Here is a 25,401-nt window from a genome sequence, read left to right as displayed (position 1 = left end):
TAGTTTTGCCCGAACGGTTAGTATTATACCTAGAAAAGATACAAGTTTTATGCCAAATAATAAGAGATGGGAAAGAATCTAACAAAGAGAAGTGAAGACTATTCAAAATGGTATAACGAATTGGTTGTAAAAGCCGATTTAGCTGAAAATTCAGCGGTTCGGGGATGCATGGTGATCAAACCTTATGGTTACGCCATCTGGGAAAAAATGCAGGCCGAACTGGACAGAATGTTTAAAGAGACAGGTCATCAAAATGCCTATTTTCCTCTTTTTGTACCGAAAAGCCTTTTTGAAGCTGAAGAGAAGAATGCCGAAGGATTCGCTAAAGAATGTGCGGTGGTGACACATTACAGATTAAAAAATGATCCCGACAAGCCAGGAAAATTAATGGTAGATCCTGAAGCAAAGCTGGAGGAAGAACTTGTGGTGAGACCAACTTCTGAAGCTATTATCTGGAATACCTATAAAAACTGGGTGCAATCCTACAGAGATCTTCCTATAAAAATAAACCAGTGGGCCAATGTGGTACGTTGGGAAATGAGAACCAGATTATTTCTTAGAACAGCCGAATTTCTTTGGCAGGAAGGGCATACGGCGCATGCGACGAAAGAAGAAGCACTTCAGGAAACTGAATTGATGAATAATATATATGCCCAGTTTGCGGAAGAATTTATGGCCATGCCGGTGGTAAAAGGAAGTAAAACTGAAAATGAACGTTTTGCAGGGGCTCTTGAAACTTATTGTATTGAAGCAATGATGCAGGATGGGAAGGCTTTACAGGCAGGAACTTCTCATTTCTTAGGTCAAAATTTCGCCAAAGCATTTGATGTAAAATTTGCAACTAAAGAAGGTGGACTGGAGCATGTATGGGCCACCTCCTGGGGTGTTTCTACCAGGCTTATGGGTGCGCTTATAATGACCCATAGTGATGATAATGGGTTGGTGTTGCCTCCAAACCTTGCTCCAATACAGGTAGTAATTGTTCCTATTTACAGGAGCGAGGAGCAATTAGAACAAATTTCAGAAGTTGCTAATGAACTGGTAAAAGAGCTTAGGGCAGTTGGCGTATCAGTGAAATTTGATGATAATGATAATCAGAAGCCAGGATGGAAATTTGCCCAGTATGAATTACAGGGAGTTCCTGTAAGATTAGCAATAGGACCTAAGGATCTTGAAAAAGGAACGGTTGAGCTTGCAAGAAGAGATACGTTAACCAAGGAGTTTGTAAACAGAGCTGAAGTTGTTGAAAAGGTCAAAGCTCTTATGACTGAAATTCAGCAGAGCTTATTTAATAAAGCTAAGACCTATAGAGATTCTCATATTACTGAAGTTGAAACCTTTGATGAGTTCAAAAAGGTTTTAAAAGAAAAGGCTGGATTCATTTCAGCACATTGGGATGGTACTCCCGAAACTGAAAATAAGATCAAGGAACTTACAAAAGCTACCATAAGGTGTATTCCTTTTGAAAGAAAAGAAGAAGCGGGAAGCTGTGTTTTGACTGGTAATCCGTCAGTTGGAAGAGTGCTGTTTGCAAAGGCCTATTAAAAAATTTAAAAATTTTTGTTGAACATTTGCGGCATTGAAAAATAGTTGTATTTTTGCATCCGCATTTGAAACAAAATGGTCCGTTCGTCTAGGGGTTAGGACGCCAGGTTTTCATCCTGGTAACAGGGGTTCGATTCCCCTACGGACTACGAAGAGAAACACTGAAAGAATGTGTTTGTTTACAGCAACAATTAAAGTTGCATTTTGAAATAGATTATGGTCCGTTCGTCTAGGGGTTAGGACGCCAGGTTTTCATCCTGGTAACAGGGGTTCGATTCCCCTACGGACTACTTTTAAAAAACATTTAAATAACAATTGTAATGGCAAATCATAAGTCAGCGTTGAAGAGGATTCGTAGCAATGAGACTAAACGTCTAAGAAATCGCTACCAGCATAAAACAACAAGAAACGCTATCAAAAAATTGCGTGATGCCGATAAGAAAGAAGCTGAGGGAATGTTACCTTCTGTTATTTCTATGGTAGACAAATTAGCTAAGAAAAATATCATTCACGATAATAAAGCTGCTAACCTAAAGTCAAATTTGACTAAGCACGTCGCAGCACTTTAATTTTAGCAGTGTTCAATTTATAAAGGAATGCTTTCCGATCTTCGGAAGGCATTTTTTTGTTGCTCTAAATTAAAAGACCGACACACCGGTAAGGGTAGTGAATCTCTCTAAGGCTTTCATACCTAGCTCTGAATTTCCATTATCGTTTAAAATAGGGCTCCATACTGCTACAGAAAAATTGTTGGGGTGAATGGCGACAATTCCACCTCCCACACCACTTTTTCCCGGTAAGCCTACCTGAAAACTAAATTCTCCAGCTTCATCATAGAAACCACAAGTTTGCATTAAAGCATTAATTCTTTTTACAGTTTTCGGTTTTAAGATCTTTTTATCTGTCTCAAGAATTCTACCTCTATTGGCAAAGATCATAAACGCTTTTGAAAGCTGTTGGCAAGACATGGCCAGAGAACATTGATAGAAATAAAAATCGACAATGGGTTCTACGTCACATTTAATATTTCCAAGTGCTTTGATATAATTTACCAGGGCTATATTTCTATAACCCGTTGATTTTTCAGAAGCAGCTACAGTCTCATCGTAATGAATATTTTCATCTCCGGTAATTTCCCTTACAAAATCGAGTAATTCCTGTTTTGGATCCTTAAATTGATCAACGAGAATATCAGAAATTACAAGTGCTCCGGCATTAATAAACGGATTTCGGGGAATTCCGCTTTCATATTCAAGCTGGGTAAGACTATTAAACGGGTCACCAGATGGTTCTACATCAACACGATCCCAAAGATCTTCCCCCATTAATCTCATCGCCATAGCCAATGTAAAGACCTTGGAAATACTCTGTATAGAAAAGTTATCTTGGCTATCTCCGAAGCAGAATTGTTTCTGATCCCCGCAATACACATGCATGCCGAATTTTTTTCGATCAACTTTTGCTAATTCCGGAATGTAAGAGGCTACTTTTCCTGTTACATCACGGTAGCTCATTTCATCTTGAATAGTATCGAGAATATGCTGGTAGTCCATATTAATTCAAATCGGTTAAATCTGTTCCTGTCTCTATTTCGAAAGGTAATTTATCCTTTTTGAAAAGCCTTGCTTTCAGCTTGCCTTTTAACGTAACTTTATTATCCTTTAATTCCAGCCAGCTTCCTTCTCTAAGACCTATCACGGGTTGAGAGTTGAGGCCATGAAATTCATTGATTCTCGTCTCCCTGGTTTCACCTTTATGTTCTGAATTTGGATCTGGATCCAGGTAATGAGGGTTGATATTAAAAGGAATCAATCCCAGTGTTTGAAAGCTAGGTGGATAGACTATAGGCATGTCATTAGTAGTTTGCATACTCAGGCCGGCAATATTAGTTCCGGCGCTGGTTCCCATATACGGAGTGCCGTTCTTTACAACTTCTTTAATGACATTCATTATTTTTTTTCTGTATAATTCTGAAACCAACAGAAAGGTGTTTCCTCCGCCGGTAAAAATCCCGGCAGCTTCCTTAACCGCTTTTACAGGATCTTCAAATTCATTGATCCCTCGTAATATTATACCTGCTTTTGAAAATGCTTCAGCTGCTTTTGAAGTATATTCCTCATGAGAAATGCCTCCTGGCCTGGCATAGGGAATAAATAATACTTCTTTTACATTCTTAAATAATTCTGGTAGATGAGGAATTAAATATTCAAGATAATCTTCATTATGTAGCGTGGAAGTACTGGCAAGTATCGCGTGAATCATGTTTTTACGGTAAATTTAAAGAAATGAGCGTATTATTAAAATTTTATCAATCACTAAAGGCGAAATAAGAAAATCTATCGTTACTTAAGAATACGAATACTAACCAATTCGTCTTGATCCGAAAAATTAAAGCCAGATATTGGCCTTTTTTACTGCTGCTTTGTTTTGCAGATTTTGATTTATTCTCTCAGGAAATAAAACTTCTTGAGGGACAAATTCTTTCTGATTCAATTTCTCCCGCAAATATTCATATCGTCAACCTGGACCTTGAAAAGGGAACTACCAGTAATAATTCTGGAATTTTTAGGATCTATGCGAAAGCAGGGAACCGTATATTATTTTCTTCGGTGCAGTTTGAAAATAGGGAAATCATAATCTCCACAACCGATCTTGATTCCGGCAAAATTCAGGTAAAATTATTTCCTGCTAGAAACGAACTGGATGAGGTAAGTATAAGTGATCTCAAACTTAGCGGTCATTTGGATACCGATCTGCCAAAGATCAGTTATTTTGACAGGGAGAAATACGGTATTCCTTACCCGGAGAAAAAGCTTAGCCAGACAGAAAGACGCCTGTATACAGCAAACCAAAATATTACAAGCAGGTGGCAGTATATTGGTGTTTTATTGGGAGGTGTTTCCTTAGATGTTGTGCTAAATGATATTAACGGAAGAACGAAATATTTAAAGAATCTGGACAAACAGGATAAACTTCAGATCTTAGTTCAGCATGGAATTGATGTGCTGGGGAGAAGTTTTTTTATATTAGACCTTGGCTTGCCAGAATCTGAAATTGAAAATTTTGTATACTATTGTGCCCGGGAGCCAGAATTTAAAATCATTCTTGATTCCTCCAACAGCCTGGATCTTATTGAATATTATAAAAACAGAAAACAGGATTTCATTAATCTTAGAGAACTTAATGATACATCAAAAAACTAATTCATCACTTTTATTACTCTTTATTCTATTTCTGTTTTTTCAGACTACAGAAGCTCAGGAAAGACAAGTATTGCAGGGACAGATAATTGTAGACAGTATTCAAAATGCTTCTGGTGTTCACGTAATTAATTTAAATGCGGAAACAGGAACTACCACAGATGTAAGTGGAGAATTTAAAATTTTGGCTAAACCCGGCGACAGCATCTTTTTTTCTTCGGTCCAATTTGAAAACAGGAATTTCGTACTAAAAGAATCTAGTTTTGAAGGATCTTTGAAGATCAGGTTGATCGAGAAATTTAATGAACTGGATGAAGTGCAGTTGGATGATATAAGGCTTTCGGGGGTTCTTTCTGGAGATGTTACCAGAATGCCTAAATCTATCTATGAAAAATTAGGAATGCCTTTTCCTAAACCCAGAAGAACCAGCCTTGAATTAGCCGTTCAATCTGCTAATGGCGGCGGTCCACTAATTTCCATATTAAATACATTGAATGGCAAAAAGAAACAACTGGAGAAAGCAGAAGATAATAATCAACTTTCCATTCTGGTAAATAAAGGCCTGAATCTTGTAGGAAAAAGTTTCTATGTGACTCAGTTGGAAATTCCTGAAAACGAGATCATGAATTTTCTATTCTATTGTGCAGATGATGAGCGTTATGAAGAATTAGTCCTAGCGGAGAGCACCTTACAGCTGGTTGAATTTTTCAATGAAAAAATAGATTCTTTCAAAGAATTACGGGAACTGGATTAAAATCGCTTTTTTTGTAAAATCTATATCAAAAATTAAAGATTTGAAATTAAAATTTATAAATATCATAAAGTCACTGAGCTTATTCTGTTTACTGTTTTTGTTCACTTACAATTCATTTGCCCAGGAGTCTTCTGTTTTAAAGGGAAAAATAGATGCAAATAGTGCCGATATTGAGAAGATACATGTAATCAATCTTAATCTGGAAAAAGGAGCGGTGACCAATGCGAATGGAGAATTTCAAATTTTAGCCAGGGAAAATGACAGTTTGTATGTTTCTTCGGTTCAGTTTGAAAATAAGACCGTGGTGGTGACCAGAAAAATGCTGGAATCCAGGTCTTTGCTGATCAGTCTTCAGAATAAAATGAATGAACTGGCGGAAATTGTGATAGATGATATCAAACTTTCCGGTTATTTAGCGAATGATATAGGTAAGATTTCTGTGACCCAGGTAGAAACTAAAAACAGGTTGCAGAATGATCTGAACACTTTTATCGAAAAAGATAAAAAATTGAGTCCTTATGGAAAGCCAAATCTTAACGGTGGAATTCGATTAGATAAGATTGCCGGGGCAGTAATGAATAAACTTTCTGAAAATTCTGATAAGCCGGTATATTATTCTCCAAAGGAATTGGCAAATAAGAGTATTCAAATAGTGGGACATGAATTCTTTCGGGAAGATCTCAATTTAAAAGATAATGAGATTTGCAATTTTGTTTATTTCTGTACTGAAGACACTAGATTTAAACGCCTGGTAATTAATAGTAATGCTTTTGTGTTGATTGAATATTTTCAAACCAAAATTGAAGATTTCAAAGAGAGGCGGGGATCTGCTTTAAATGCTCCGGTGCAAATTCCGGGATAATTTAAATCTTTTAAACCTTAAGGACTATTTACAGTCTAACCTTTACATGCTCGCATTCTGGTTTGGTATTTGATCCTTAAATACTAAAATAGAAATGGAATGAGCCATTTTTAATTTCGATCGAAAAATAGACGAGTATAGTCGAATTGTATATGATCAACAAAAAACAAATAATCAGGAATAGATGAAGAAGACCCTAGCTCTTTTATTTGCTTTTATATTTTTATCTTCTTTCGTTGCAGAGGATCACGAGACTTACCTAAGTGTTACAGAAATAGAATATGATGTGGAACAGGAAAGTATTCAGATAATTTCCCGTGTTTTTATTGATGATTTCGAGAACGTTCTAAGCAAAAGATATCAAAAGGATATTAGTTTGTCTTATAAAGAAGAGCTCAGTACCAATAAAGCAATTATGGAAAAGTATCTGGGCACGAAATTGAAAATTATGGTGGACGGAAAACTCCTGGAACTTAAACTGCTGGGAAGTAAATTTGATGCAGATCAAATTGTCTTGTTTTTAGAGTCTACAAATATTAAAAGCTTCAACAAAGTGAAAGTAGAAAATCTTATTCTCACCGATCTTTTTGATGCTCAAAAGAATATTACCCATATAAAAAAAGGAGAGGAAATAGAAAGCATGCTGCTTACCAAAAGTAAGGGAAGTAACAGTGTAAATTTTTAGAATGTCTTTTCCGTGGAATTTAAAATACTTATTTTTAGCAACCTTAAATTAAAACAAAGTAAATGAAGAGATTAAACATGTTATGCTCTGTGTTTTTAATGTTTGTTTTCGCAGGTGTTTCTGCACAGGAAACTGAACAGAAAGAGGCACGTCAAGAGGGGCATACAAACCAAAACAAATTCAGGCAGATGTATCAGGAACTTGCCACTCCAAATCAATACAGAACTGCATCTGGTGCACCTGGCCCAGCTTACTACCAGAATGAGGCAGATTACAAGATGGATATTGTTCTGGATGACAAGAACTCAACAATTACGGGTGAAGAAACGATCACCTATCATAATAATTCTCCTGAAAACCTGGAATACCTTTGGGTACAGTTAGACCAGAATATTCGTAAAAAAGATGCTCCTGCTCTTCAGAAAGATGGCGATGGTATGGGTCCGGTTACAACCCCTGCAAGGTTCGCTGATAGTTATTTACAAGAGCCCTTTGATGGTGGTTTCAATATCAAAGAGGTATCACAAAATGGTACAGACCTGAAGTATACCATTCATCAAACTATGATGCGAATAGATATGCCACAGCCATTGAAATCTGGTGAAAGCTATACTTTCGATATTAAATGGTCTTATAATGTAAATAATCATGTTACCAACCGTGCACGTTCAGGTTATGAGTTTTTCCCTGAAGACGGGAATAAAGCTTACGTGATCGCTCAGTTCTTTCCAAGAATGGCGGTTTACAATGATGTAGAAGGCTGGCAAAACTATCAATTCTGGGGTAATGGTGAATTTGCTCTTCCATTTGGAGATTACGAGGTTAATATTACCGTTCCTGCAGATCACGTGATGGAAGCTACCGGAGAACTTCAGAATAGAAAGGACGTGTATACCAAAGATATGATGAAGCGTTACGAGCAGGCTAAAAAATCTTTTGATAAACCAGTGATCGTTAGAACTCAGGAAGAAGCTGTTGAAGCTGAGAAAGGTTTCTCTACTAAAACCAAGACCTGGACTTATAAAGCCGATATGGTACGTGATTTCGCCTTCTCTACTTCCAGAAAATTCATTTTGGATATGATGGCCGTAGATGTGATGGGAAAAGATGTGATGGCAGTTTCGCTTTATCCTAAAGAAGGAAATCCGCTATGGGAAGAATGGTCTACAGAAGTTGTTGCCAGTACTTTAAAAAGTTACTCTAAGCATACGTTCCAGTATCCTTACCATAAGGCTGTATCTGTTCATGCAAAGAATCAAGGGATGGAATATCCAATGATCTGCTGGAATTATGGTCGGCCAGATGAAGACGGGAACTATAGCGACCGTACTAAATTTGGAATGATGAGTGTGATCATACACGAAGTAGGACATAACTTTTTCCCAATGATCGTAAATTCAGATGAGCGTCAGTGGGGATGGATGGATGAAGGTATCAATACCTTTGTGCAGTATTTAGCAGAGCAGGAGTTTGCTGAAGCTTATCCTGAAGCAGTTGCTCCAAATTCTAAATATCCTTCAAGAAGAGGAGAGCCAAGTAAGATCGTTCCTTATATGAAGGGAAATCAGGATTTTATTTCCCCGATCATGTCTAACCCGGAACAGGTTCATCAGTTAGGAAATAACGCTTATGGAAAACCTGCAACAGCACTGAATATTCTTCGTGAAACAGTGATGGGGCGTGAGCTTTTTGACTATGCTTTTAGTACTTATTCACACAGATGGATGTTTAAACACCCAACTCCTGAAGATTTCTTCCGAACCATGGAAGATGCTTCAAGTATTGATCTTGACTGGTTCTGGAGAGGATGGTTCTATACAACAGATAATGTGGATATAGGAATTAAAGAAGTAAATAAATATTATGTTACCGATACTCCAACAGAAGCCGGTAAGGAAATGTTGAAGAGATACGGGACAACTCCTGAAGAAACTAAAGCACTGTATGTAGTTACTGAAGATGATGCAGCATTTGATGAAAGTATGAAGAATAAGTCTTTAATGGAGAATTCTGAGACCCTTCAGGCTTATGTGATGGATAACTTCAGTGAAGAAGAAAGAAAGAACCTGCAAACTCCAAAGTATTTCTATCAGGTAGTATTTGAAAAACCAGGAGGACTTGTAATGCCTTTAATTGTTGAAGTTACCTATGCTGATGGTACTTCAGAAAAGAAAACTTACCCTGTTCAGATATGGAGAAAGAACGATAAGGTGGTAAGTAAAGTGATTCCTTCAAATAAAGAGATCACCAGCATTACTATAGATCCAAATCTGGAAACTGCAGATGTTGATGTTAATAATAATAGCTGGCCTAAAAAAGAGAATAAGAATGAATTTGATGAGTTCAAAGATTCTGCTCAGGACTAGCATTTAACAGTATAATATTTAAGCCGACTTTAACGAGTCGGCTTTTTTTATGCTTAGATTTGTAATTATATTTGTCATACTATGCACATGTTACCTTTATTTATTAGTGGAGCCGAAATTGCCTTTATTATGTTCATTTTGGTAATGGTTTTTGGAGCTGATAAGATTCCGGATATTGCCAGAGGTTTGGGGAAAGGCATGAAAGCGGTTCGGAACGCTTCTAATGATATTAAAAGTGAAATTCAGAAAAGTGCCGATAAGCAGGGCATAAATACTGATTTTACCAAAGATGTTAGGGGAGAAATAGATAAGGTAAAAGAAGATATAGACGAGATAACTGGTTCTGTAAGACGTAAGCCCTAAATTTTTAATTGAATGTGGGAGCAAATTCAGCAATGGGACATAGAGCTCTTTGTATATCTAAATAGCCTTGGTATTGAAAGATATGATGGTTTCTGGATCTTTGTTACCGATCCAAGACATTGGATCCCCCTTTATTTACTTTTCTTTTTATTTTTCTTTTTAGCTTTCCATTGGAAAAAAGCTACTTTTTCAACACTTTTTTTGCTGGCTACCGTTTTCTCAACCTGGGGATTTACCAATCTTGTGAAAGGGATCGCTCTTAGGTTACGGCCCAATAATACTCCTGAACTTACAGAGGTGATCCGCATACTGCAGGAGCCTACTAATTATAGTTTTTTCTCAGGTCACTCATCTACTTCTTTTGCTGCAACCACCTTTTTAGTCCTGGTACTTGCTCAAAAATCAAGATGGATTTATCTAGCCTATATCTGGCCAGTAATATTCGTTATGAGCCGTATTTATGTTGGAGTGCACTATCCCGGAGACATTCTGGTAGGTATGATTGTGGGAATTATATTTGCGATAGTATTTCACAAATTTTACGAAAGATCAGGTAGAACACTTTATTAATTACTTCACTCGGGTGAGGCTAAGGCCGTCCCTAATTGGTAAAATAACGGTTTCCACACGATCATCTTCAGCCAGTAATTTATTATATTTTAAAAGTGCCTGGGTAGATTCATCATCTTCCTGAACATCTTCAATTACTTTCCCCGACCAAAGCACGTTATCAGATAAAATAATGCCGCCAGGATTCATTTTTTCAATGATCAATTCAAAATATTTAGGATAGTTTGGTTTATCGGCATCGATAAAGACCAAGTCGAATTTTGAATCTATCTTAGGAATAATCTCAGTCGCATCACCAAGATATTGCTGAATATTTTCGACATAGTCTGATCTCTCAAAATATTTTTTCTGAAAATCATATAGCTCTTCATTCACATCTATTGTATGGAGCATTCCATCTTTTGATAAACCTTCAGCCAGACATAACGCAGAATAACCCGTATAAGTGCCAATTTCAAGAATGTTTTTAGGCGCTTTCATTTTGGAAAGTAGACTTAACACCCGTCCCTGATAGTGCCCGCTAAGCATCCTGGGTTGTAATATTTTTTGATTTGTCTCCCGGTTCAGTTTATAAAGCAAATCCGGTTCTTTTTGTGAATGGGCAACTATATAGTCATCTATGGCTTCTGGTAAAAAGTGCATTCCTTGTTTTTTGACAAAATTAAAGATTTTATGCGGTGTTTCAGCCCTATGTCTTTTAAAACGAAATTGTATTTTTACCAAAAATTGAAAATATGCAGTTCGAGAATTCCAGGGAATTTGCCATAGAATTAGATAAAGAAGATAAATTATCTAAATATCGAGATGAATTCATTTTTCCGAAGGTAAACGGTAAGGATGTTATTTATTTCGTAGGAAATTCCTTGGGCCTACAACCCAGATCAGCAAAGAAATATGTGGATGAGATCATGAAAGACTGGGCTGAACTTGCTGTAGAGGGGCATTTTTACGCTGAAAAATCATGGTGGGATTATCATGAGCGTTTTTCGGAGAAACTGGCAAAGGTGGTAGGAGCAAATCCTTCAGAAGTTACCGTAATGAATACGCTTACGGTCAACCTTCATTTATTGATGGTATCCTTTTACAGGCCTTCAGGAAAAAGATATAAGATCATATGTGAGGAAAAAGCTTTCCCCAGTGATCAATATATGATCTCGAGTCAGGTACGCTTTCATGGTTATGATCCACAAGATGCGATCGTAGAAATTAAAAAGCGGGAGGGAGAGAACAATTTTAGAACAGAAGATGTACTTAAGAAAATAAAAGAAGTTGGAGAGGAGTGTGCCCTTGTTCTTATTGGCGGAGTGAATTATTATACTGGCCAGGTATTCGACATGAAGACGATTACCAAAGCAGGACACGATGCTGGCGCTTTTGTTGGCTGGGACCTTGCACATGCCGCAGGTAATATAGAGCTGAAATTGAGTGACTGGAATGTTGACTTTGCTGCCTGGTGCAGTTATAAATATATGAATTCAGGTCCCGGGAATGCCTCCGGATGTTTTATAAATAAGAAATATCATAATAAAAAAGACATTCCAAGATTTGAAGGCTGGTGGGGACATAATAAAGACCGGCGCTTTTTGATGGAACCTGAATTTCAACCAGAACCTACAGCAGATGCATGGCAAATAAGTAATGCTCCTATTCTGGCCATGGCGCCATATTTAGCATCCTTAGAAATGTTTGCTGAGGTTGGAATGCCTGCTTTAATTGAAAAAAGGAATAAGATCGTGGCCTATTTAGAATTTGTGCTCCACGAAATTGATAAAGAGGTAGATAGTAGTTTTGAGATCATCACCCCCTCTGAGCAGGATGAAAGAGGAACGCAAATCTCTGTGTTTTTACACGGCGAAGGCAAAGAGCTATTTAGATTTTTAATGGATCAAGGAGTGATAACAGACTGGCGGGAACCAAATGTAATTAGATTAGCACCGGCTCCGTTTTATTGTTCTTTTAAAGATATGTATGAATTTGGACAGATCCTGAAAAAAGGAATTTTGAGTAAGGAAAAAGTATAAAAAAAAGAGGCTTTCGCCTCTTTTTTAATTTTAGCTATTCTCAGCTTCTTATTCCACATAAATGTCTGTAAAGTAAAGTTCAAAATTTCCATCTTCAGATTTATGCATCTTTGAGATTTTAACTCCGTCAAAATCTTCATAATCTTCCCAGGTAGTAGCCATTTCTCTACCGCCTCCGGATGCTTTGTAAACCCATTCCTGGATCATGAATTCATCATCAAAATAGATATCGTAACTATCTCCAGGTGTGTAACCGCCTTCAGAAGGGAAACTCACGGTTAGCATCTGCATTTCATCTCCGCTAATAGGAGCTTTTGCTGTTTTAGCTTCACTAAAATCGGCATTGGACCATTTAAGCTGGTAAGGGAATAGTAGCCAGTAAGAATCGTTCACAAATCTCTGGTCTATATATTCCTTATCTTTGGCCAAACTATCCTTTTTAGTATAACTCATGGTAGAGTCTTTTTCTGTAAGGCTTATTTTGTCACTTTTGATATTCCATGTCCACCGTCTTTCAGAGCGCAGGGTATCATTTACTTTTACGTTGAATGTGAATTTTAATTTATTAATACTGTCAAATTCCTCAAACCCATTCGCCATGGCAATTTTTTCATGAATTTCAAGGTTAGGATCTTTTGCGATTTCCTCTTGTTCTTTTTTGTTTTGATTACAAGAGATCATTAAAGCTCCCGCTATCATGGTAAATAATAATTTTTTCATAGGATTAGTTTTCATTAAAGATAGTAAATATTGCTATTTACAAAGCAGTTATGCTCATTCCGCCATCGGCAATGATATTTTGACCCATAATAAAAGATGATTTGTCCATGGCCAGAAAGCTTATAATAGATGATATTTCTTTGGCTTCAGCAACACGATTCAAAGGAGTCCGTTCTAATATGGAACGCATTTTTTCTTCATTATGAAGATAGCCTTCTGTTAGGGGAGTTTTGGTAAACCAGGGAGAAACTGAATTTACTCTTATATTATCTGCAGCCCATTCAACCGCCAGGCTTCTGGACTGTTGTAAAAGACCGGCTTTAGACATGGCATAAGGGGTTCCAGTGCCAACGTCTTGTGTAGCTGCTGAAGATGCTACATTTATAATGGATGCTTTTTCTGAATTCTTTAAGAATGGATAAAGTTTCCTGCTAATCTCGAAGGGAGCGATAAGGTTGATCTCTAAAACTTTTCGAAACTCTTCTTCTGAGTAATCATTTGCTTTTTTCCGGATGTTGATACCAGCATTATTGACCAGGATATCTAAGCTCTTCCAGTTTTCTTCTATCCAGTCTTTAATTTTTTCTATATCCTTAGATTTTGCGGAATCGGCTACCAAACCTGTCACTTTGTAGCCATTCTTTCTGAGTTCAGTTTCCAAGGAATAAACTTCTTTCTCATTTCTGGCCGTAAATAGAACTTCAGCTCCCAGTTCTAAAAATTCAATAACGGTGGCCTTTCCTATTCCTTTGGAGCCACCAGTAACAAGCGCTTTTTTATTTTCCAGTTTCCACATATTTTAAATTTTATCCATGAATGGATTTAAACAAAAAAACCCTTTGATTGCTCAAAGGGTTGTATAAAATTTTCAACTATTTACAGTCGTCTTCCCGTTAGTAACTTATAAAGTATAAGGATAACGGCCAGTACTATTAAAATGTGAATAATGCTTCCAAGGTCTGGGAATGCAAAATATCCTACAAGCCATCCAATTACCAGTAAAACGATAATAAGCCAAATTAAATCTCTCATGTCAGGTTGATTTTAAGGCAGGCACAATGCTTGCCGTTGGTTAATATTTGATTAGTTTATTGATTAATTCTAGTACTAATTTAGATAATAGATGCAGCGGTATGAGCTCATTTAACCTTGATTTAACTTTAGGTGCTAAAAATCAGCAGGCTGCTGAATTATGGTTCTGGCTCTCTCCCTGATTTCTTCCAGTTCTTCCGCAGCCTTTTTATCCAGTAGGCTGTACATCATTTTCATCCGTTGGTTATCTCTGAATATTTCTCTTTTTGAATCCAGAAAATTCCAGTAAAGACTGTTAAAAGGACAGGAGTTTTCACCGGTCTTTTGGTTCACATTATAATGACAGTCTTTGCAATAATTACTCATTTTATTGATGTAACTACCGCTTGAAACGTATGGTTTTGTGGCCACAATTCCTCCATCTGCGAACTGGCTCATTCCTCTTGTATTCGTAATTTCAACCCATTCTATCGCGTCTATATAAATGCCTAAATACCATTTATCTACTTCATCGGGATTGGTTTCCGTAAGTAGTGCGTAGTTGCCAGTGATCATTAGGCGTTGAATGTGGTGTGCATAAGCATTCTCAAGACTATTTTTAATAGCATGGTGCAGGCAGTTCATTTTGGTATCCGCATTCCAATAGAAAGCTGGAAGAGTATTTTGGTTATCCAGTTTATTCGATCTTTTATACCCAGGCATTTCTTTCCAGTAAATTCCTCTCATATACTCCCTCCATCCCAGAATTTGCCTTACAAAACCTTCAACTTGCGAGATGTCTATTTCTTCTTTGTGATCATGGTAATAGTCAATTACACTGTCAATAACTTCTCTGGGGCTTATCAATTTGGTGTTTAAACTGAAGGATAATCTGGAATGAAAAAGATAGGTCTCATCGGTGTGGAGGGCATCCTGAAAATCGCCAAAATGTAGCAATAAATTTTTACAGAAATAATTTAATACTGAAAGTGCATCCTCGCGGGAAGTAGGCCAATTGTAATTTTCTGCATTTACAGTTCCCATGGTCTTAATTTCAGCTTTTTGTATTTCTTCTAGAATATCAATTACATTCTTTCGAAAACCACGTTCGTGAGGAATTTCAGGGGTTCCTTTCCACTTCTTTCTATTCGATTTATCAAAATTCCATTTCCCACCTTGCGGATCCTTCGTATTAACCATTAGGATATCATGTTTCTTCCGCATATCCCGATAGAAATACTCCATGACCATTTGCTTTTTACCTTTGAAATAGTTTTCAAGTTCATCTCTCCTGGTAAAGAAATGCTCTGTATCAAAAGATTCAGATTCTATATCAAGACCTTTGCAGATCTTATTTAGTTGCTCATCTAATCGATACTCATCAGGGAGTTGAAATTCGAATTTTTCAAAATTATCTTTAGTTATAAGATGTTTGAGGTTCTTCTCAAGATCCTGAGTATTATGATCATCATTTATTTTGAAGTAAATCACCTGATGATCTCTTTCTTCTAAATGTTTAGAAAAATTTCTCATAGCACTGAAGAAACCAATTACTTTCTGAATATGATGCACAACATAATCTGTCTCCTGGTGCATTTCCATCATCACATAGGTGATGTTCTCCTGTTCTTCTTTAAACCAGCTGTGCTGATAATTAAGTTGGTCGCCCAGGATGAGGCGTAGTGTTTTTAGTCGTTCAGCCATAAGTTCTGGTATTCCTGGTTGGGGTCGTATCTGTCTGCCTGGCTCTTAATATTAAACTTGCGGTCTCTGGGATCATTCCCAACTCCGCTATTATACATCCAGTTGCCCCAATTGCTATGCACGTCATAATCTATTAGCTGACTCTCAAAATAGGAAGCGCCTACTCGCCAGTCCTGTTGTAGTTCTTTTGCCCAGAAACTATTTACATTTTGCCTGCCACGGTTGCTCATAAATCCAGTAGCTGCAATTTCTTTCATATTCGCATTTATAAATACTTCTGAAGTATTACCATCAATCCAATCCTTTAATTGTAGATCATCATAATTCCATTTTAGATCTTTCTCTAAAATTCCTTTCAAATGAAAAATCTTATTTCCATGTTTTAGGGAAACATATTTAAAAAAGTCTCTCCATATGAGTTCCAATATCAGCCAGTAAGTACTTTGGTTACTGGTGATCTCCTTTTCATATTTTTTCACTTCGTAATAGATCTGTTTTGGTGAAATTGAACCATTTGCCAGCCAGGCAGAGAGTTTTGAACTATAAGCTTCACCAATCAGTCCGTTTCTGGTTTCTTTATATGCTGAAAGATTTTTTGTTTTCCAGAAGTACGTCTCTACTCTTTTCAGGGCCTGTTTTTCTCCACCTTTAAATGGAAATGCCGTTCTGGAGTCTGTTTCAAATTCAGAAAGCCCAAGCTCTTCCAGTCCGGGAATGATTGAATTTTCATCAAGCAAATTTGAAGGATGCAGTGGAGTAGGAGCACTCGTTAATGGCCTTATACTGATTTGCTTTTCGCAGGCTTTTCTAAATTCAGTAAAAACACGGGGGATCTTTTGAAATGAAGCAAAAGGAATATCTTCAGGATGATATAAAAATTGCTGATGATAAGAATGAAATTCTAATTTTGGAACCACAGCTCTTACTGCTTTTTCCACATCTTTTTCTTCAGAAGTCCATTCTTCCTGAAAATATATGGATTGAATCTCATATTTTGAAACCAGGTCTGCAATTAAATCTTCCGGTTTTTTCTGATAAACCAACAGAGATATATTGAGGGATTCAAGCTTATTGTTTAAATCCTGGATACTTTCAATTAAAAATTTTGCCCGGAATTTGCCGGTTTTAGGAAAACCAAATCTTGTTTTCTGAAAATGCCTGGGATCAAAGAAATACACTCCAATAACTTTTTCATGGTTTATACATGCTTCCTTCAAAGCTTCATGATCTGTAATTCTTAGATCATTTCTAAACCAGACAAGACCTGTGCTCATTTTTTGTTTTTTCGGCATTGATCACTGCAATATTTGACTTCTTCCCAATTTTTTTCCCACTTCTTTCGCCAACTAAAAGGCCTTTTGCAAACCAGGCATATTTTTTCAGGAAGATTTTCCTTTTTCACATGCCTCATTATTTATTTTCATCGCTAAAGAATGATTTCACCTCCTGTCCTGGTCTCGCGTAATGGAACCTGTCCAGCAGGCTGGGTAGAGAATATCCATCTAATCCATTAACAGTAACGGTTCCGGCATCGTCAAGGCGAAGCCATCCGTCGGGCATTTGAATTCCTTCATCAAAGTAGATATGCTCTATAGATGCTACAACTAAAAGGGTGTCATTTTCTTTAATTTCATATTCATTTAGATATTTACAACCTAATTTGATCTCAGATTGCTTAACATATGGAGCGTGAAAATCGTCTAGATATTCTTCGCTTAATCCGGTTTTAAGAAATTCTGAAATATCCTCATCATATTTTGCAGCAGTCTGATGAGCTTTTTCGATCATTTTTTCATGGATATGGTTCACCGTGAAAAAAGAGGTGGCTTTTATATTATCGTAAGTATTCCTGGCTACACTTAAAGGCCTGGTCACAAATCCTAACATAGCAGGATTACTGCCCATATGTGTAACCGAACTAAAAACCGCAACATTGGAATTTCCGTTTTTAGATTTTGTAGCAATAAGATTAGCAGATTTATAACCTGTGCAACTGTTTATTAAATTCAATCGGAAGATCTTTTCCATTGTTTTGATCTCCCTGGCGCTGATATGCTTCATAAAAAAAGGTCAGTTTATTAGACTGACCTCAATTTATTGATTGCTCTTTTAAAAGCCTGTTAATGTACCTTTAAATTAATCCTGATTCTCCATTTTATTGATCTCCATCTCATATTCTTCCATCGCCTCTCTTACTGCATCAATATTGTCTGAAGCTTTCTGGTGTGCATCTTCCATCACTTTCTCCAGGTTTTTATCCGGATGTTCAAATAGATCTGTGATTACATGATTTATTTTATCGATAATACTACTCTGAGTATTTTTAATATCCTCCAGCTTATTTAAAGTAGACCTCATGTGGTCAAGTTTCGCCTGATCCATAATTTATATTTTTTAGTTAGTCTAAGTTACCGTAACATTTAGCTGGTCCAAAAATTCTTAACAGCTTTTAAAGCAGCTTTATAATAAAATTATGATACTTTTTCTTCTTCGTAAACCGGATAATCTGTGTATCCTTCTTTTCCAGGGGTATAGAATGTATCTTGATCAAATTCGGCTAAAGGCCATTTATTCTCAAATCTTTTAGGAAGATCGGGATTGGAAATGAACCACTTGGCATACGCAACTAAATCTGCATCTCCCGCCTCAATTACCTTGTTCCCAGATTCACGATCAAATCCATTATTGATCATTAATGTTCCTTTATAGATCTTTCTGTAATGCCTGGCGATTTCAGTTTCCAGGTATGGAACATAGCTTACATCTGTAAATGGTTCTGAAAGGTGCACGTAGGCAAGATCGTATGCATTCAGTTTTTCGATTATATAATCAAAGGTTGGTATACTTTCTTCACTTGCAACAATTCCGAAGGATTTATGAAGTGAGGGGTTAAACCTGCATCCAATTTGATTTTCCGGCCATACTTCACTTACTGCTTCCAGAACATCAAAGAAAAAACGAGCTCTGTTGGGAATATTCCCACCGTAGTCATCGGTTCGCTGGTTTGCATTTTTATTGAAAAATTGATGAAATAAATATCCATTAGAAGAATGTATTTCTATACCATCAAATCCAGCATCTTTGGCCATCTGTGCGGCATGTTTGAATTCCTGGATGGTTTCCTGGATCTCTTGCATGCTCATTTCCTTTGGTTCTGTAGTTTTTTCAAAACCTTCAGGAGTATAAACCTGTTCATTGGGGTTTATGGCGCTTGGAGCTAATGGCTTTTCTCCATGGTGGAATTTTGGGTGTGAAATTCTTCCCACATGCCATAACTGCATAAAAATCTTACCGTCTTCTTCATGCACTGCTTCAGTTACTTTTTTCCATCCTTCAACCTGTTCAGCGGTGTGGATCCCTGGCGTATTTACATAACCCACAGCTCTCTCAGAAACCTGGGAGCCTTCAGTAATAATTAATCCGGCACCGGCACGTTGCCTATAATATTCCACATGCATATCTGTAGGTACTTTCTTTGGATTATCTGCACGACTTCTGGTCATGGGAGCCATGATTATCCTGTTCTTCAGGCTGAGGTTTCCCAGCTTATAAGGTTGTAGTAGGGCTTGTTTTTCTGTATCCATAATTTATTTTTTATTAAAATTACCGGTTATGATTATTCTTCGCTGTTAATTAAATTATAAATGAAGATTAATGCTTAGGGCCCTGCCTAATATTGGCAGATAGCGGCCTGTTTCATATTAATTAAGTAATTTCGCAATTAGAAACAACTACGATCTTTAGGCAATTTAAACCGCTGCCCAGATTTATTTTCAAACGTATTTATGCAAAAAGAAAAAGATGTAGCTATAGTAGGATCAGGACTCGTAGGATCATTGCTAGCTATTTTCCTCAGAAAACAAGGACATAAAGTAACGGTGTTTGATCGTAGACCGGATGTGCGGAAAGTGCAGTTTTCAGGCAGATCCATCAATCTTGCGATGTCTAACCGGGGCTGGAAAGCTTTGCGTGAAGCCGGAATCGAAGATGAAATAAGGGATCTTGCCCTGCCATTGGATAAAAGGGCGATGCATGTAGAAGGCCAAGAGGTCTATTTCCAGAAATATGGAGAAGAAGGCGAAGCCATTTATTCTATTTCCAGAGGTGTTCTCAACCGGAAAATGATTGATCTTGCAGAATCTGCCGGGGCTGAATTTCGTTTTGAAGAAAAGATCTGGGATGTAGATATGGAAAAAGCCAGGCTTTATACGGGAGAGTCTGAAAAAAGCGTCTGGAAAGAATATCAGTTTGATCTTATTTTTGGAGCAGACGGTGCTTTTTCAAGGGTGCGACATAAAATGCAACGCCAAAGTAGGTTCAATTATTCACAACATTTTATAGATGTTGGCTATAAAGAACTTACCATTTTAGCTAATGAAGATGGTTCTCATAAACTAGATAATTCTTCTTTCCACATCTGGCCTAGAGGTAATTTTATGCTTATTGCGATGCCAAATCTTGATGGGACCTTTACCTGTACGTTATTTATGCCTTTTGAAGGGGAGACTTCTTTTGAAAGTATAAAAACCGAACAACAGGCAGACGCGTTTTTTGAAAATTATTTTCCCGATATCAAAGAGGAAATTTCAAATTTAAAAAAGGATTTTTTTAAAAATCCAACTAGTGCTATGGTAACCATTAAATGCTTTCCATGGTCCTATTTCGATAAAATTACTCTTGTGGGGGATTCTGCTCATGCTATCGTGCCTTTCTACGGACAGGGCATGAATGCGGGCTTTGAGGATATATCGGTTCTGAACGAAAAAATTAATAAATACGGTAACGACTGGCAGCAGATTTTTGAAGAATACCAAACCGAAAGAAAACCAAATGCAGATGCTATCGCCGAGTTGAGCTACCGTAATTTTATGGAGATGAGCAGTAAAACTGCAGATCCCATGTTTCTTTTAAGAAAAAAGATCGAAAAGAAATTCGCTCAGGAACATCCCGAGCTTTGGGCTCCCTTGTATTCCCGGGTTACATTTTCAGACAAGGCTTATTCTGAAGCTTTAAAAATAGGAGATTACCAAAGAGGAATTATGGATCAGGTGATGAAAATTCCTCAAATAGAGGAGAAGTGGGATAGTAAAGAAATTGAAGATAAAATTATAGATCTAATTAAAAAATAAAAAAAAAGCTGCCATTTGACAGCTTTTTTTTAATGTGCATCTTCCTTAAGTAAATCAGGAAATTTTTCTTTAAACCTGTTCAATCTTGGGATGGAAACATTTTGGATATAAGGATTTTGAGGATTGTTCTCTTCGTAATCCTGATGATAATCTTCAGCTACCCAGAATTTTTGAAAAGGTAAAATTTCAGCAGCAATTGGTTCGTCATAATCTTTCGCCACTTCAGTTTTTACTTCCTCTATAATTTTCTTCTGTTCTGCATTCTGATAAAAAATAATGGAACGATATTGTGAACCTCTATCTGGTCCCTGGCCGTTCACCTGGGTGGGATCCTGGGAGCCAAAATATACTTTAACCAAAGTCTTAAAGCTTACCACTTCCGGATCATAGATCACTTCAACCGCTTCCGCATGGCCTGTTTTACCGGTGTTACTTGATTCGTAAGTTGGATTCTTAGTATGGCCGCCGGCGTATCCTGAGATTGCTTCCTCAACACCTTCAATACTTTCATAAACAGCTTCTACGCACCAAAAACAACCACTGGCAAAATATGCCTTTTCCATACCATTCTCTGACTGTACGGTCACTGGATCGGCGTTTGCAATTTCAGGTTTTGTAGCATTGCTATTCTCCGGCTGATTTCCGCAGGCCAAAAGAGCAAGGCTGATAAAGTTGAGTAGTAAAATTTTCATAGTTATTTCTTTTTATAAGTTCCTTCAAGGGTTTTCTTCCCATATAGTGCATAGTCAATAGCTATTTCGCCATCTATGGAAAAACCTTTCCAGTCGAGCTTAAAACCATTCCCTGCAGGACTTAAAACAGCAATAGGTGTACCAGTCTCAAATTTATCCCATGGAATTTTAGTATCGCTATTACTGGAGGATTTACCAGCATAATAGAGGTTTATATTATTTCCACTTTTCTCAAAACGGCTTTTTATATAAAGATTGTCTTCTGTAAGGCATAATTCTGAGGTGCTATTAAGTTTCACGTCTATACAATAACACTTGCAATTGCTGTCTTCCTGATGGTCACTTTTAATATACAAGCCAGATAAGGCTACGGAAGTATTCTGGTTATCTTCTTCTGGATCTTCTCCCTCAGAACTTTCTTCAACTGGGGAATTTGTAGTATCCTGATCCTTGTCTAAAGTATTTAATTGATCTTTTTTTTCTAAAGATTCATTCTGGCTGGCTGGATTTTCAGGCTGGTTCTTCTTTTTTGAATCGTTACATGCAGTAACAAAAAAGAATAGACATAAAATAATCACTGGAATTCTCATAATAAACGAATTGGGTTAGCTAAAGATAGCTTTTAAAATATTCTTTATTGTGAAATACGTGTTAATGCAGGATTCTGAATTTTGAACATAAAAAAACTGCCTGAAAAACTTTTGCTTCAGATCTTAAGATCCTACTGTTATTTTTCAGGCAGTCTATAAAATTTATAAAGAAAAAGTTTAGAACTTTTTGAACATCTTCTCCATTTTTTCCTGTTCTTCTTTAGCCAGCTCTTCATCTACAAGGATCCTTCCACTGTGCTCATCTGTGATGATCTTTTTACGACCAGCGATTTCCATGATTACCTGCGGCGGAATTGTAAAGAAAGATCCACCTGAAGCTCCACGTTCTACAGCAACTACGGCAAGACCATTCTTAACATTACTTCTAATTCTTTTGTAAGCAGTAACAAGTCTGTCTTCAATATTCTTCTCGTATTCCTGAGATTTGTCGATTAATGCCTGTTCTTCTTTTTCAGTCTCTTTTAGGATCTCATCAAGTTCACTTTTCTTGTGCTTAAGGTGTTCCTGACGTTCAGAAAGCTTCTCTTTGGTTTGAGTGATAATTTCTTTCTTCTGTTCGATCTTAACCTTGTACTCCTTGATGTGCTTCTCAGAAAGTTCTATTTCCAGTTCCTGGAATTCAACTTCTTTACTTAGCGCATTAAATTCTCTGTTGTTACGAACATTCTTTTGTTGCTCAGAGTATTTTTTAATAGTAGTCTTAGACTCCTCAATCTGGTTCTTCTTGTTCTTGATGTCATTTTCAATGACTTCTATGTCCGCATCCAGTTTCTCCAGGCGTCTGTTTAAACCTGCTACTTCATCCTCCAGATCTTCAACTTCAAGAGGGAGTTCACCGCGTACGTTTCTAATTTCATCAATTCGCGAATCCACCAACTGAAGATCGTACAGTGATCTTAACTTCTCTTCTACAGTAACATCGTTTTTTTTCGCCATATTATAAATAATGTATTGGATTGGTATTTGTATCTGCTAAAATAAGTGCAAAACTACTAATTTTTTTGCTAAGAAAAGAATATAGTAATTTTTTTGTAAACTGTTCACTTTCATAGTGTCCAATATCTGCCAGCACCAGCTTTTCCTCGGCTTTATAGAAGTCGTGGTATTTGAGATCTGCAGTTACAAAAATATTTGCCCCTGCTGCCCTTGCATTTTCGATGGCGAAAGCACCGCTGCCACCAAGTACCGCAACTTTTTTGATAGGTTTATTTAATAATTTCGAATGTCTTACACAACCAGATCTAAAAGTGTCTTTTAATTGGCTTAAAAAGCTTTTTTCATCTGTTTCAGATTCAAGCTCACCAATCATTCCCATTCCTAAATGTTGGTTGGTATTTTCCAGCGTATGTACTTCATAAGCGACTTCTTCATAAGGATGAGCATTAAAAAGAGCTTCTAAGATCTTCGATTCTAAATGGGCGGCATAGGTAACTCCAATTTGCATTTCTTCTTCAAAATGTATCTGGCCTTTTTCTCCTACCACCGGATTAGAATTTTCATTACCTTTAAAACTCCCTTTTCCGGTAATATTAAAGCTGCAATGATCATAATTACCTATGTTTCCTGCTCCGGCTTCAAATAATGATTTTCTTACCTTATCAGCCTCTTTAGCAGGCACGAAAGTGGTTAATTTCTTAATAGAATCTTTCCGCGGAATAAGGATTTTTCTATTAATAAGCCCTATTTTTTCGGCGATCATGTCATTAACACCTTTATGCTGATTATCCAGGGCAGTATGAATTGCATAAATAGCAATATCATTTTTTATAGCCTTGAGAACCGTTCTTTCTACGTAGTTACGGCCGGTTAATTTTTTTAAACCTGAAAAAATAATAGGATGGAAACTGATGATAAGATTGCAGTTTTTCGAAATTGCCTCGTCAACCGTGGCTTCTAGGGTATCTAAAGTGATCAGGGCTCCTTTAACTTCTGAGTTAGAGTCACCCACGAGAAGGCCTACATTGTCAAAATCTTCAGCATATTTGGTAGGAGCAAAATCCTCGATAAGACTAATTACCTCCTGTATGATCATAATTTAATATTTTAGCTTCAATTTGCGGATTATGAACCATTAGAATGTGGAAAAAGGTTCCAGATTCATTTTTTAGTTCTCATATCTTTCAAATATAAATATTATAGAAAGCCTTTCATGCCGAATCTCAGAAAATTACTTTATCCTTTTTCAGTACTATATCATACTATTACGGGAACTCGGAATATATTATATGATCAAAATATTTTACAATCCAGGTCTTACGATCTCCCTGTGATATGTGTGGGGAATTTGAATACAGGCGGAACCGGTAAATCACCTATGATTGAATATCTTCTGAGTATTTTGACTGAAGATTATAAAACAGCCACGTTAAGTCGTGGTTACAAGCGGGAAAGTAAAGGTTTTCGATTAGTGGAACTTCAAGATTCAGCGATCTTAACGGGAGATGAACCCCTGCAATTCAAAAATAAATATCCGCAAAGTATCGTGGCTGTTGATGCCAATAGGAGGGAGGGGATAGCAAAACTTCTGAAATATTCCCCCGATGTTGTATTGTTGGATGATGCTTTCCAGCATAGAAAAGTAGAAGCAGGATTTAATATTTTACTTACAGCTTATGGTGATCTTTATGTGAATGATCTTTTATTGCCTGGCGGAAATTTAAGAGAGTCGGCTAGCGGAGCAGGTAGGGCGGATGTAATTGTGGTAACTAAATGCCCTGAAGATCTCTCAGAAACTGAAATGGAGAAAATTGAAAAGCAATTAAAGCCTTTATCTCATCAAAAAGTATTTTTCACAGCAATAAGTTATTCAGAGAAAGTTTTTTCAGAAGAAAGAAGTCTAGAGTTTGGAAATATTAAAACAGAAGATTTTATGCTGGTTACCGGAATTGCCAATCCAGAGCCTTTATTAAAATATATACAGGAAAAAGGATTGGATTTAAAACATTTGCAATTTCCAGATCATCATAATTTCACTGAGAAAGAGTTAAAAAAACTTCAGGATCTTCCAAGAATCTTAACTACAGAAAAGGATTATATGAGACTAAAAGGAAGGATATCCACAGACAAGTTATTTTACCTTCCAATTCAGGTAAACTTTTTAAGAAATCGAGAAGATTTTAATTCAAAAATCTTCAGTTTTATAAAAAAAAATGAGGTGTGAAAACACCT

Annotated in this window: 28 protein-coding genes and 2 tRNA genes; 14 read left to right on the top strand and 16 right to left on the bottom strand. The window is 36.9% G+C overall.

The genetic code is table 11. The features are described from left to right. Nucleotides 1–66: 66 nt before the first annotated feature. The 4 genes from proS to rpsT all read left to right on the top strand — a co-directional run bounded on the left by proS (nucleotide 67) and on the right by rpsT (nucleotide 2,114). Nucleotides 67–1,545: a proline--tRNA ligase gene (proS, locus tag LGQ90_RS07645; RefSeq protein ID WP_229339785.1), complete on the top strand. Its 1,479-nt coding sequence runs from the start codon at nucleotides 67–69 to the stop codon at nucleotides 1,543–1,545. A 77-nt stretch (nucleotides 1,546–1,622) separates the two neighbouring features. Beyond that, nucleotides 1,623–1,694: transfer RNA gene (locus LGQ90_RS07640), tRNA-Glu, on the top strand. A gap of 69 nt (nucleotides 1,695–1,763) precedes the next feature. After that, nucleotides 1,764–1,835: transfer RNA gene (locus LGQ90_RS07635), tRNA-Glu, on the top strand. A 30-nt stretch (nucleotides 1,836–1,865) separates the two neighbouring features. Further along, complete coding sequence (gene rpsT / locus LGQ90_RS07630) at nucleotides 1,866–2,114, top strand: 30S ribosomal protein S20 (RefSeq protein WP_089666589.1); 249 nt, start codon at nucleotides 1,866–1,868, stop codon at nucleotides 2,112–2,114. 69 nt (nucleotides 2,115–2,183) lie between these two features. Here the strand turns inward: rpsT and LGQ90_RS07625 are convergent, their stop codons facing one another. Both LGQ90_RS07625 and pepE read right to left on the bottom strand, forming a co-directional pair. Continuing rightward, nucleotides 2,184–3,098 carry a glutaminase gene (locus tag LGQ90_RS07625; RefSeq protein ID WP_229339783.1) on the bottom strand — a complete coding sequence of 305 codons (915 nt, stop codon included), beginning with the start codon at nucleotides 3,096–3,098 and terminating at the stop codon, nucleotides 2,184–2,186. A gap of 1 nt (nucleotide 3,099) precedes the next feature. Next, complete coding sequence (gene pepE / locus LGQ90_RS07620) at nucleotides 3,100–3,807, bottom strand: dipeptidase PepE (RefSeq protein ID WP_229339782.1); 708 nt, start codon at nucleotides 3,805–3,807, stop codon at nucleotides 3,100–3,102. Nucleotides 3,808–3,920: 113 nt separating this feature from the next. Between pepE and LGQ90_RS07615 the strand changes: the two genes are divergently transcribed. The 7 genes from LGQ90_RS07615 to LGQ90_RS07585 all read left to right on the top strand — a co-directional run bounded on the left by LGQ90_RS07615 (nucleotide 3,921) and on the right by LGQ90_RS07585 (nucleotide 10,345). Further along, nucleotides 3,921–4,748, top strand: a complete 828-nt coding sequence (locus tag LGQ90_RS07615; RefSeq protein ID WP_229339780.1) for a carboxypeptidase-like regulatory domain-containing protein — start codon at nucleotides 3,921–3,923, stop codon at nucleotides 4,746–4,748. Further along, complete coding sequence (locus LGQ90_RS07610; protein ID WP_229339778.1) at nucleotides 4,729–5,499, top strand: carboxypeptidase-like regulatory domain-containing protein; 771 nt, start codon at nucleotides 4,729–4,731, stop codon at nucleotides 5,497–5,499. The genes LGQ90_RS07615 and LGQ90_RS07610 overlap by 20 nt, the downstream gene beginning before the upstream one ends. 40 nt (nucleotides 5,500–5,539) lie before the next feature. Further along, complete coding sequence (locus tag LGQ90_RS07605) at nucleotides 5,540–6,361, top strand: carboxypeptidase-like regulatory domain-containing protein (protein WP_229339776.1); 822 nt, start codon at nucleotides 5,540–5,542, stop codon at nucleotides 6,359–6,361. A gap of 184 nt (nucleotides 6,362–6,545) precedes the next feature. Then, a complete protein-coding gene (locus LGQ90_RS07600) occupies nucleotides 6,546–7,046 on the top strand; it encodes a DUF6702 family protein (RefSeq protein WP_229339774.1) in 501 nt (166 codons plus the stop codon). Nucleotides 7,047–7,108: 62 nt separating this feature from the next. Beyond that, a complete protein-coding gene (locus LGQ90_RS07595; RefSeq protein WP_229339772.1) occupies nucleotides 7,109–9,412 on the top strand; it encodes a M1 family metallopeptidase in 2,304 nt (767 codons plus the stop codon). 81 nt (nucleotides 9,413–9,493) lie between these two features. After that, nucleotides 9,494–9,775, top strand: a complete 282-nt coding sequence (locus tag LGQ90_RS07590) for a Sec-independent protein translocase subunit TatA/TatB (RefSeq protein WP_229339770.1) — start codon at nucleotides 9,494–9,496, stop codon at nucleotides 9,773–9,775. Nucleotides 9,776–9,787: 12 nt separating this feature from the next. After that, nucleotides 9,788–10,345 carry a phosphatase PAP2 family protein gene (locus LGQ90_RS07585; protein ID WP_229339768.1) on the top strand — a complete coding sequence of 186 codons (558 nt, stop codon included), beginning with the start codon at nucleotides 9,788–9,790 and terminating at the stop codon, nucleotides 10,343–10,345. Here the strand turns inward: LGQ90_RS07585 and LGQ90_RS07580 are convergent, their stop codons facing one another. Then, nucleotides 10,346–10,987, bottom strand: coding sequence for an O-methyltransferase (locus LGQ90_RS07580; protein WP_229339766.1), 642 nt, complete (start codon nucleotides 10,985–10,987; stop codon nucleotides 10,346–10,348). 92 nt (nucleotides 10,988–11,079) lie between these two features. Here LGQ90_RS07580 and kynU point away from each other — a divergent pair, with 92 nt between their 5' ends. Continuing rightward, nucleotides 11,080–12,366 carry a kynureninase gene (gene kynU, locus LGQ90_RS07575; RefSeq protein WP_229339764.1) on the top strand — a complete coding sequence of 429 codons (1,287 nt, stop codon included), beginning with the start codon at nucleotides 11,080–11,082 and terminating at the stop codon, nucleotides 12,364–12,366. 48 nt (nucleotides 12,367–12,414) lie between these two features. On the opposite strand, the gene LGQ90_RS07570 is transcribed toward kynU, so the two are convergent. The 9 genes from LGQ90_RS07570 to LGQ90_RS07530 form a co-directional block, all read right to left on the bottom strand. Beyond that, complete coding sequence (locus tag LGQ90_RS07570) at nucleotides 12,415–13,086, bottom strand: hypothetical protein (protein ID WP_229339762.1); 672 nt, start codon at nucleotides 13,084–13,086, stop codon at nucleotides 12,415–12,417. Between the two features lie 37 nt (nucleotides 13,087–13,123). Beyond that, the gene (locus LGQ90_RS07565; protein WP_229339760.1) at nucleotides 13,124–13,882 is read right to left on the bottom strand and encodes an SDR family oxidoreductase; all 759 of its coding nucleotides are present in this window, start codon (nucleotides 13,880–13,882) and stop codon (nucleotides 13,124–13,126) included. Nucleotides 13,883–13,962: 80 nt separating this feature from the next. Continuing rightward, entirely contained in the window at nucleotides 13,963–14,118 is a 156-nt protein-coding gene (locus LGQ90_RS07560; RefSeq protein WP_011710576.1) for a lmo0937 family membrane protein, read from the bottom strand. Between the two features lie 135 nt (nucleotides 14,119–14,253). Then, on the bottom strand, nucleotides 14,254–15,801 hold the full coding sequence (locus LGQ90_RS07555; RefSeq protein ID WP_229339758.1) for a cryptochrome/photolyase family protein: 1,548 nt from the start codon (nucleotides 15,799–15,801) through the stop codon (nucleotides 14,254–14,256). Beyond that, the gene (locus LGQ90_RS07550; protein ID WP_229339756.1) at nucleotides 15,786–17,093 is read right to left on the bottom strand and encodes a DASH family cryptochrome; all 1,308 of its coding nucleotides are present in this window, start codon (nucleotides 17,091–17,093) and stop codon (nucleotides 15,786–15,788) included. The genes LGQ90_RS07555 and LGQ90_RS07550 overlap by 16 nt, the downstream gene beginning before the upstream one ends. Then, a complete protein-coding gene (locus LGQ90_RS07545; protein WP_229339754.1) occupies nucleotides 17,072–17,212 on the bottom strand; it encodes a DUF2256 domain-containing protein in 141 nt (46 codons plus the stop codon). The genes LGQ90_RS07550 and LGQ90_RS07545 overlap by 22 nt, the downstream gene beginning before the upstream one ends. Next, on the bottom strand, nucleotides 17,212–17,862 hold the full coding sequence (locus LGQ90_RS07540; RefSeq protein WP_229339752.1) for a flavin reductase family protein: 651 nt from the start codon (nucleotides 17,860–17,862) through the stop codon (nucleotides 17,212–17,214). The genes LGQ90_RS07545 and LGQ90_RS07540 overlap by 1 nt, the downstream gene beginning before the upstream one ends. Nucleotides 17,863–17,937: 75 nt before the next feature. Next, the gene (locus LGQ90_RS07535; protein WP_229339750.1) at nucleotides 17,938–18,183 is read right to left on the bottom strand and encodes a hypothetical protein; all 246 of its coding nucleotides are present in this window, start codon (nucleotides 18,181–18,183) and stop codon (nucleotides 17,938–17,940) included. Between the two features lie 89 nt (nucleotides 18,184–18,272). Continuing rightward, nucleotides 18,273–19,385 (bottom strand): alkene reductase, encoded by a 1,113-nt coding sequence (locus LGQ90_RS07530; protein WP_229339748.1) that lies wholly within the window; start codon nucleotides 19,383–19,385, stop codon nucleotides 18,273–18,275. 201 nt (nucleotides 19,386–19,586) lie between these two features. Here LGQ90_RS07530 and LGQ90_RS07525 point away from each other — a divergent pair, with 201 nt between their 5' ends. Continuing rightward, nucleotides 19,587–20,930: an FAD-dependent oxidoreductase gene (locus tag LGQ90_RS07525; RefSeq protein WP_229339746.1), complete on the top strand. Its 1,344-nt coding sequence runs from the start codon at nucleotides 19,587–19,589 to the stop codon at nucleotides 20,928–20,930. A 29-nt stretch (nucleotides 20,931–20,959) separates the two neighbouring features. Here LGQ90_RS07525 and msrA read toward each other — a convergent pair whose 3' ends face one another. The 4 genes from msrA to LGQ90_RS07505 all read right to left on the bottom strand — a co-directional run bounded on the left by msrA (nucleotide 20,960) and on the right by LGQ90_RS07505 (nucleotide 24,265). Further along, nucleotides 20,960–21,622, bottom strand: a complete 663-nt coding sequence (gene msrA / locus LGQ90_RS07520) for a peptide-methionine (S)-S-oxide reductase MsrA (protein ID WP_229339744.1) — start codon at nucleotides 21,620–21,622, stop codon at nucleotides 20,960–20,962. Between the two features lie 2 nt (nucleotides 21,623–21,624). Further along, entirely contained in the window at nucleotides 21,625–22,212 is a 588-nt protein-coding gene (locus tag LGQ90_RS07515; protein WP_229339742.1) for a hypothetical protein, read from the bottom strand. A 177-nt stretch (nucleotides 22,213–22,389) separates the two neighbouring features. After that, nucleotides 22,390–23,169, bottom strand: coding sequence for a zinc ribbon domain-containing protein (locus LGQ90_RS07510; protein ID WP_229339740.1), 780 nt, complete (start codon nucleotides 23,167–23,169; stop codon nucleotides 22,390–22,392). A gap of 1 nt (nucleotide 23,170) precedes the next feature. Further along, nucleotides 23,171–24,265 (bottom strand): Nif3-like dinuclear metal center hexameric protein, encoded by a 1,095-nt coding sequence (locus LGQ90_RS07505; protein WP_229339738.1) that lies wholly within the window; start codon nucleotides 24,263–24,265, stop codon nucleotides 23,171–23,173. A gap of 117 nt (nucleotides 24,266–24,382) precedes the next feature. Here LGQ90_RS07505 and lpxK point away from each other — a divergent pair, with 117 nt between their 5' ends. Further along, nucleotides 24,383–25,393 carry a tetraacyldisaccharide 4'-kinase gene (gene lpxK, locus LGQ90_RS07500; RefSeq protein ID WP_229339736.1) on the top strand — a complete coding sequence of 337 codons (1,011 nt, stop codon included), beginning with the start codon at nucleotides 24,383–24,385 and terminating at the stop codon, nucleotides 25,391–25,393. Nucleotides 25,394–25,401: the final 8 nt, after the last annotated feature.

This window comes from Christiangramia sediminis (assembly GCF_020552705.1).
Classification (GTDB): Bacteria; Bacteroidota; Bacteroidia; order Flavobacteriales; family Flavobacteriaceae; genus Christiangramia; species Christiangramia sediminis.
This window is presented reverse-complemented; position numbering and strand designations above follow the sequence as displayed.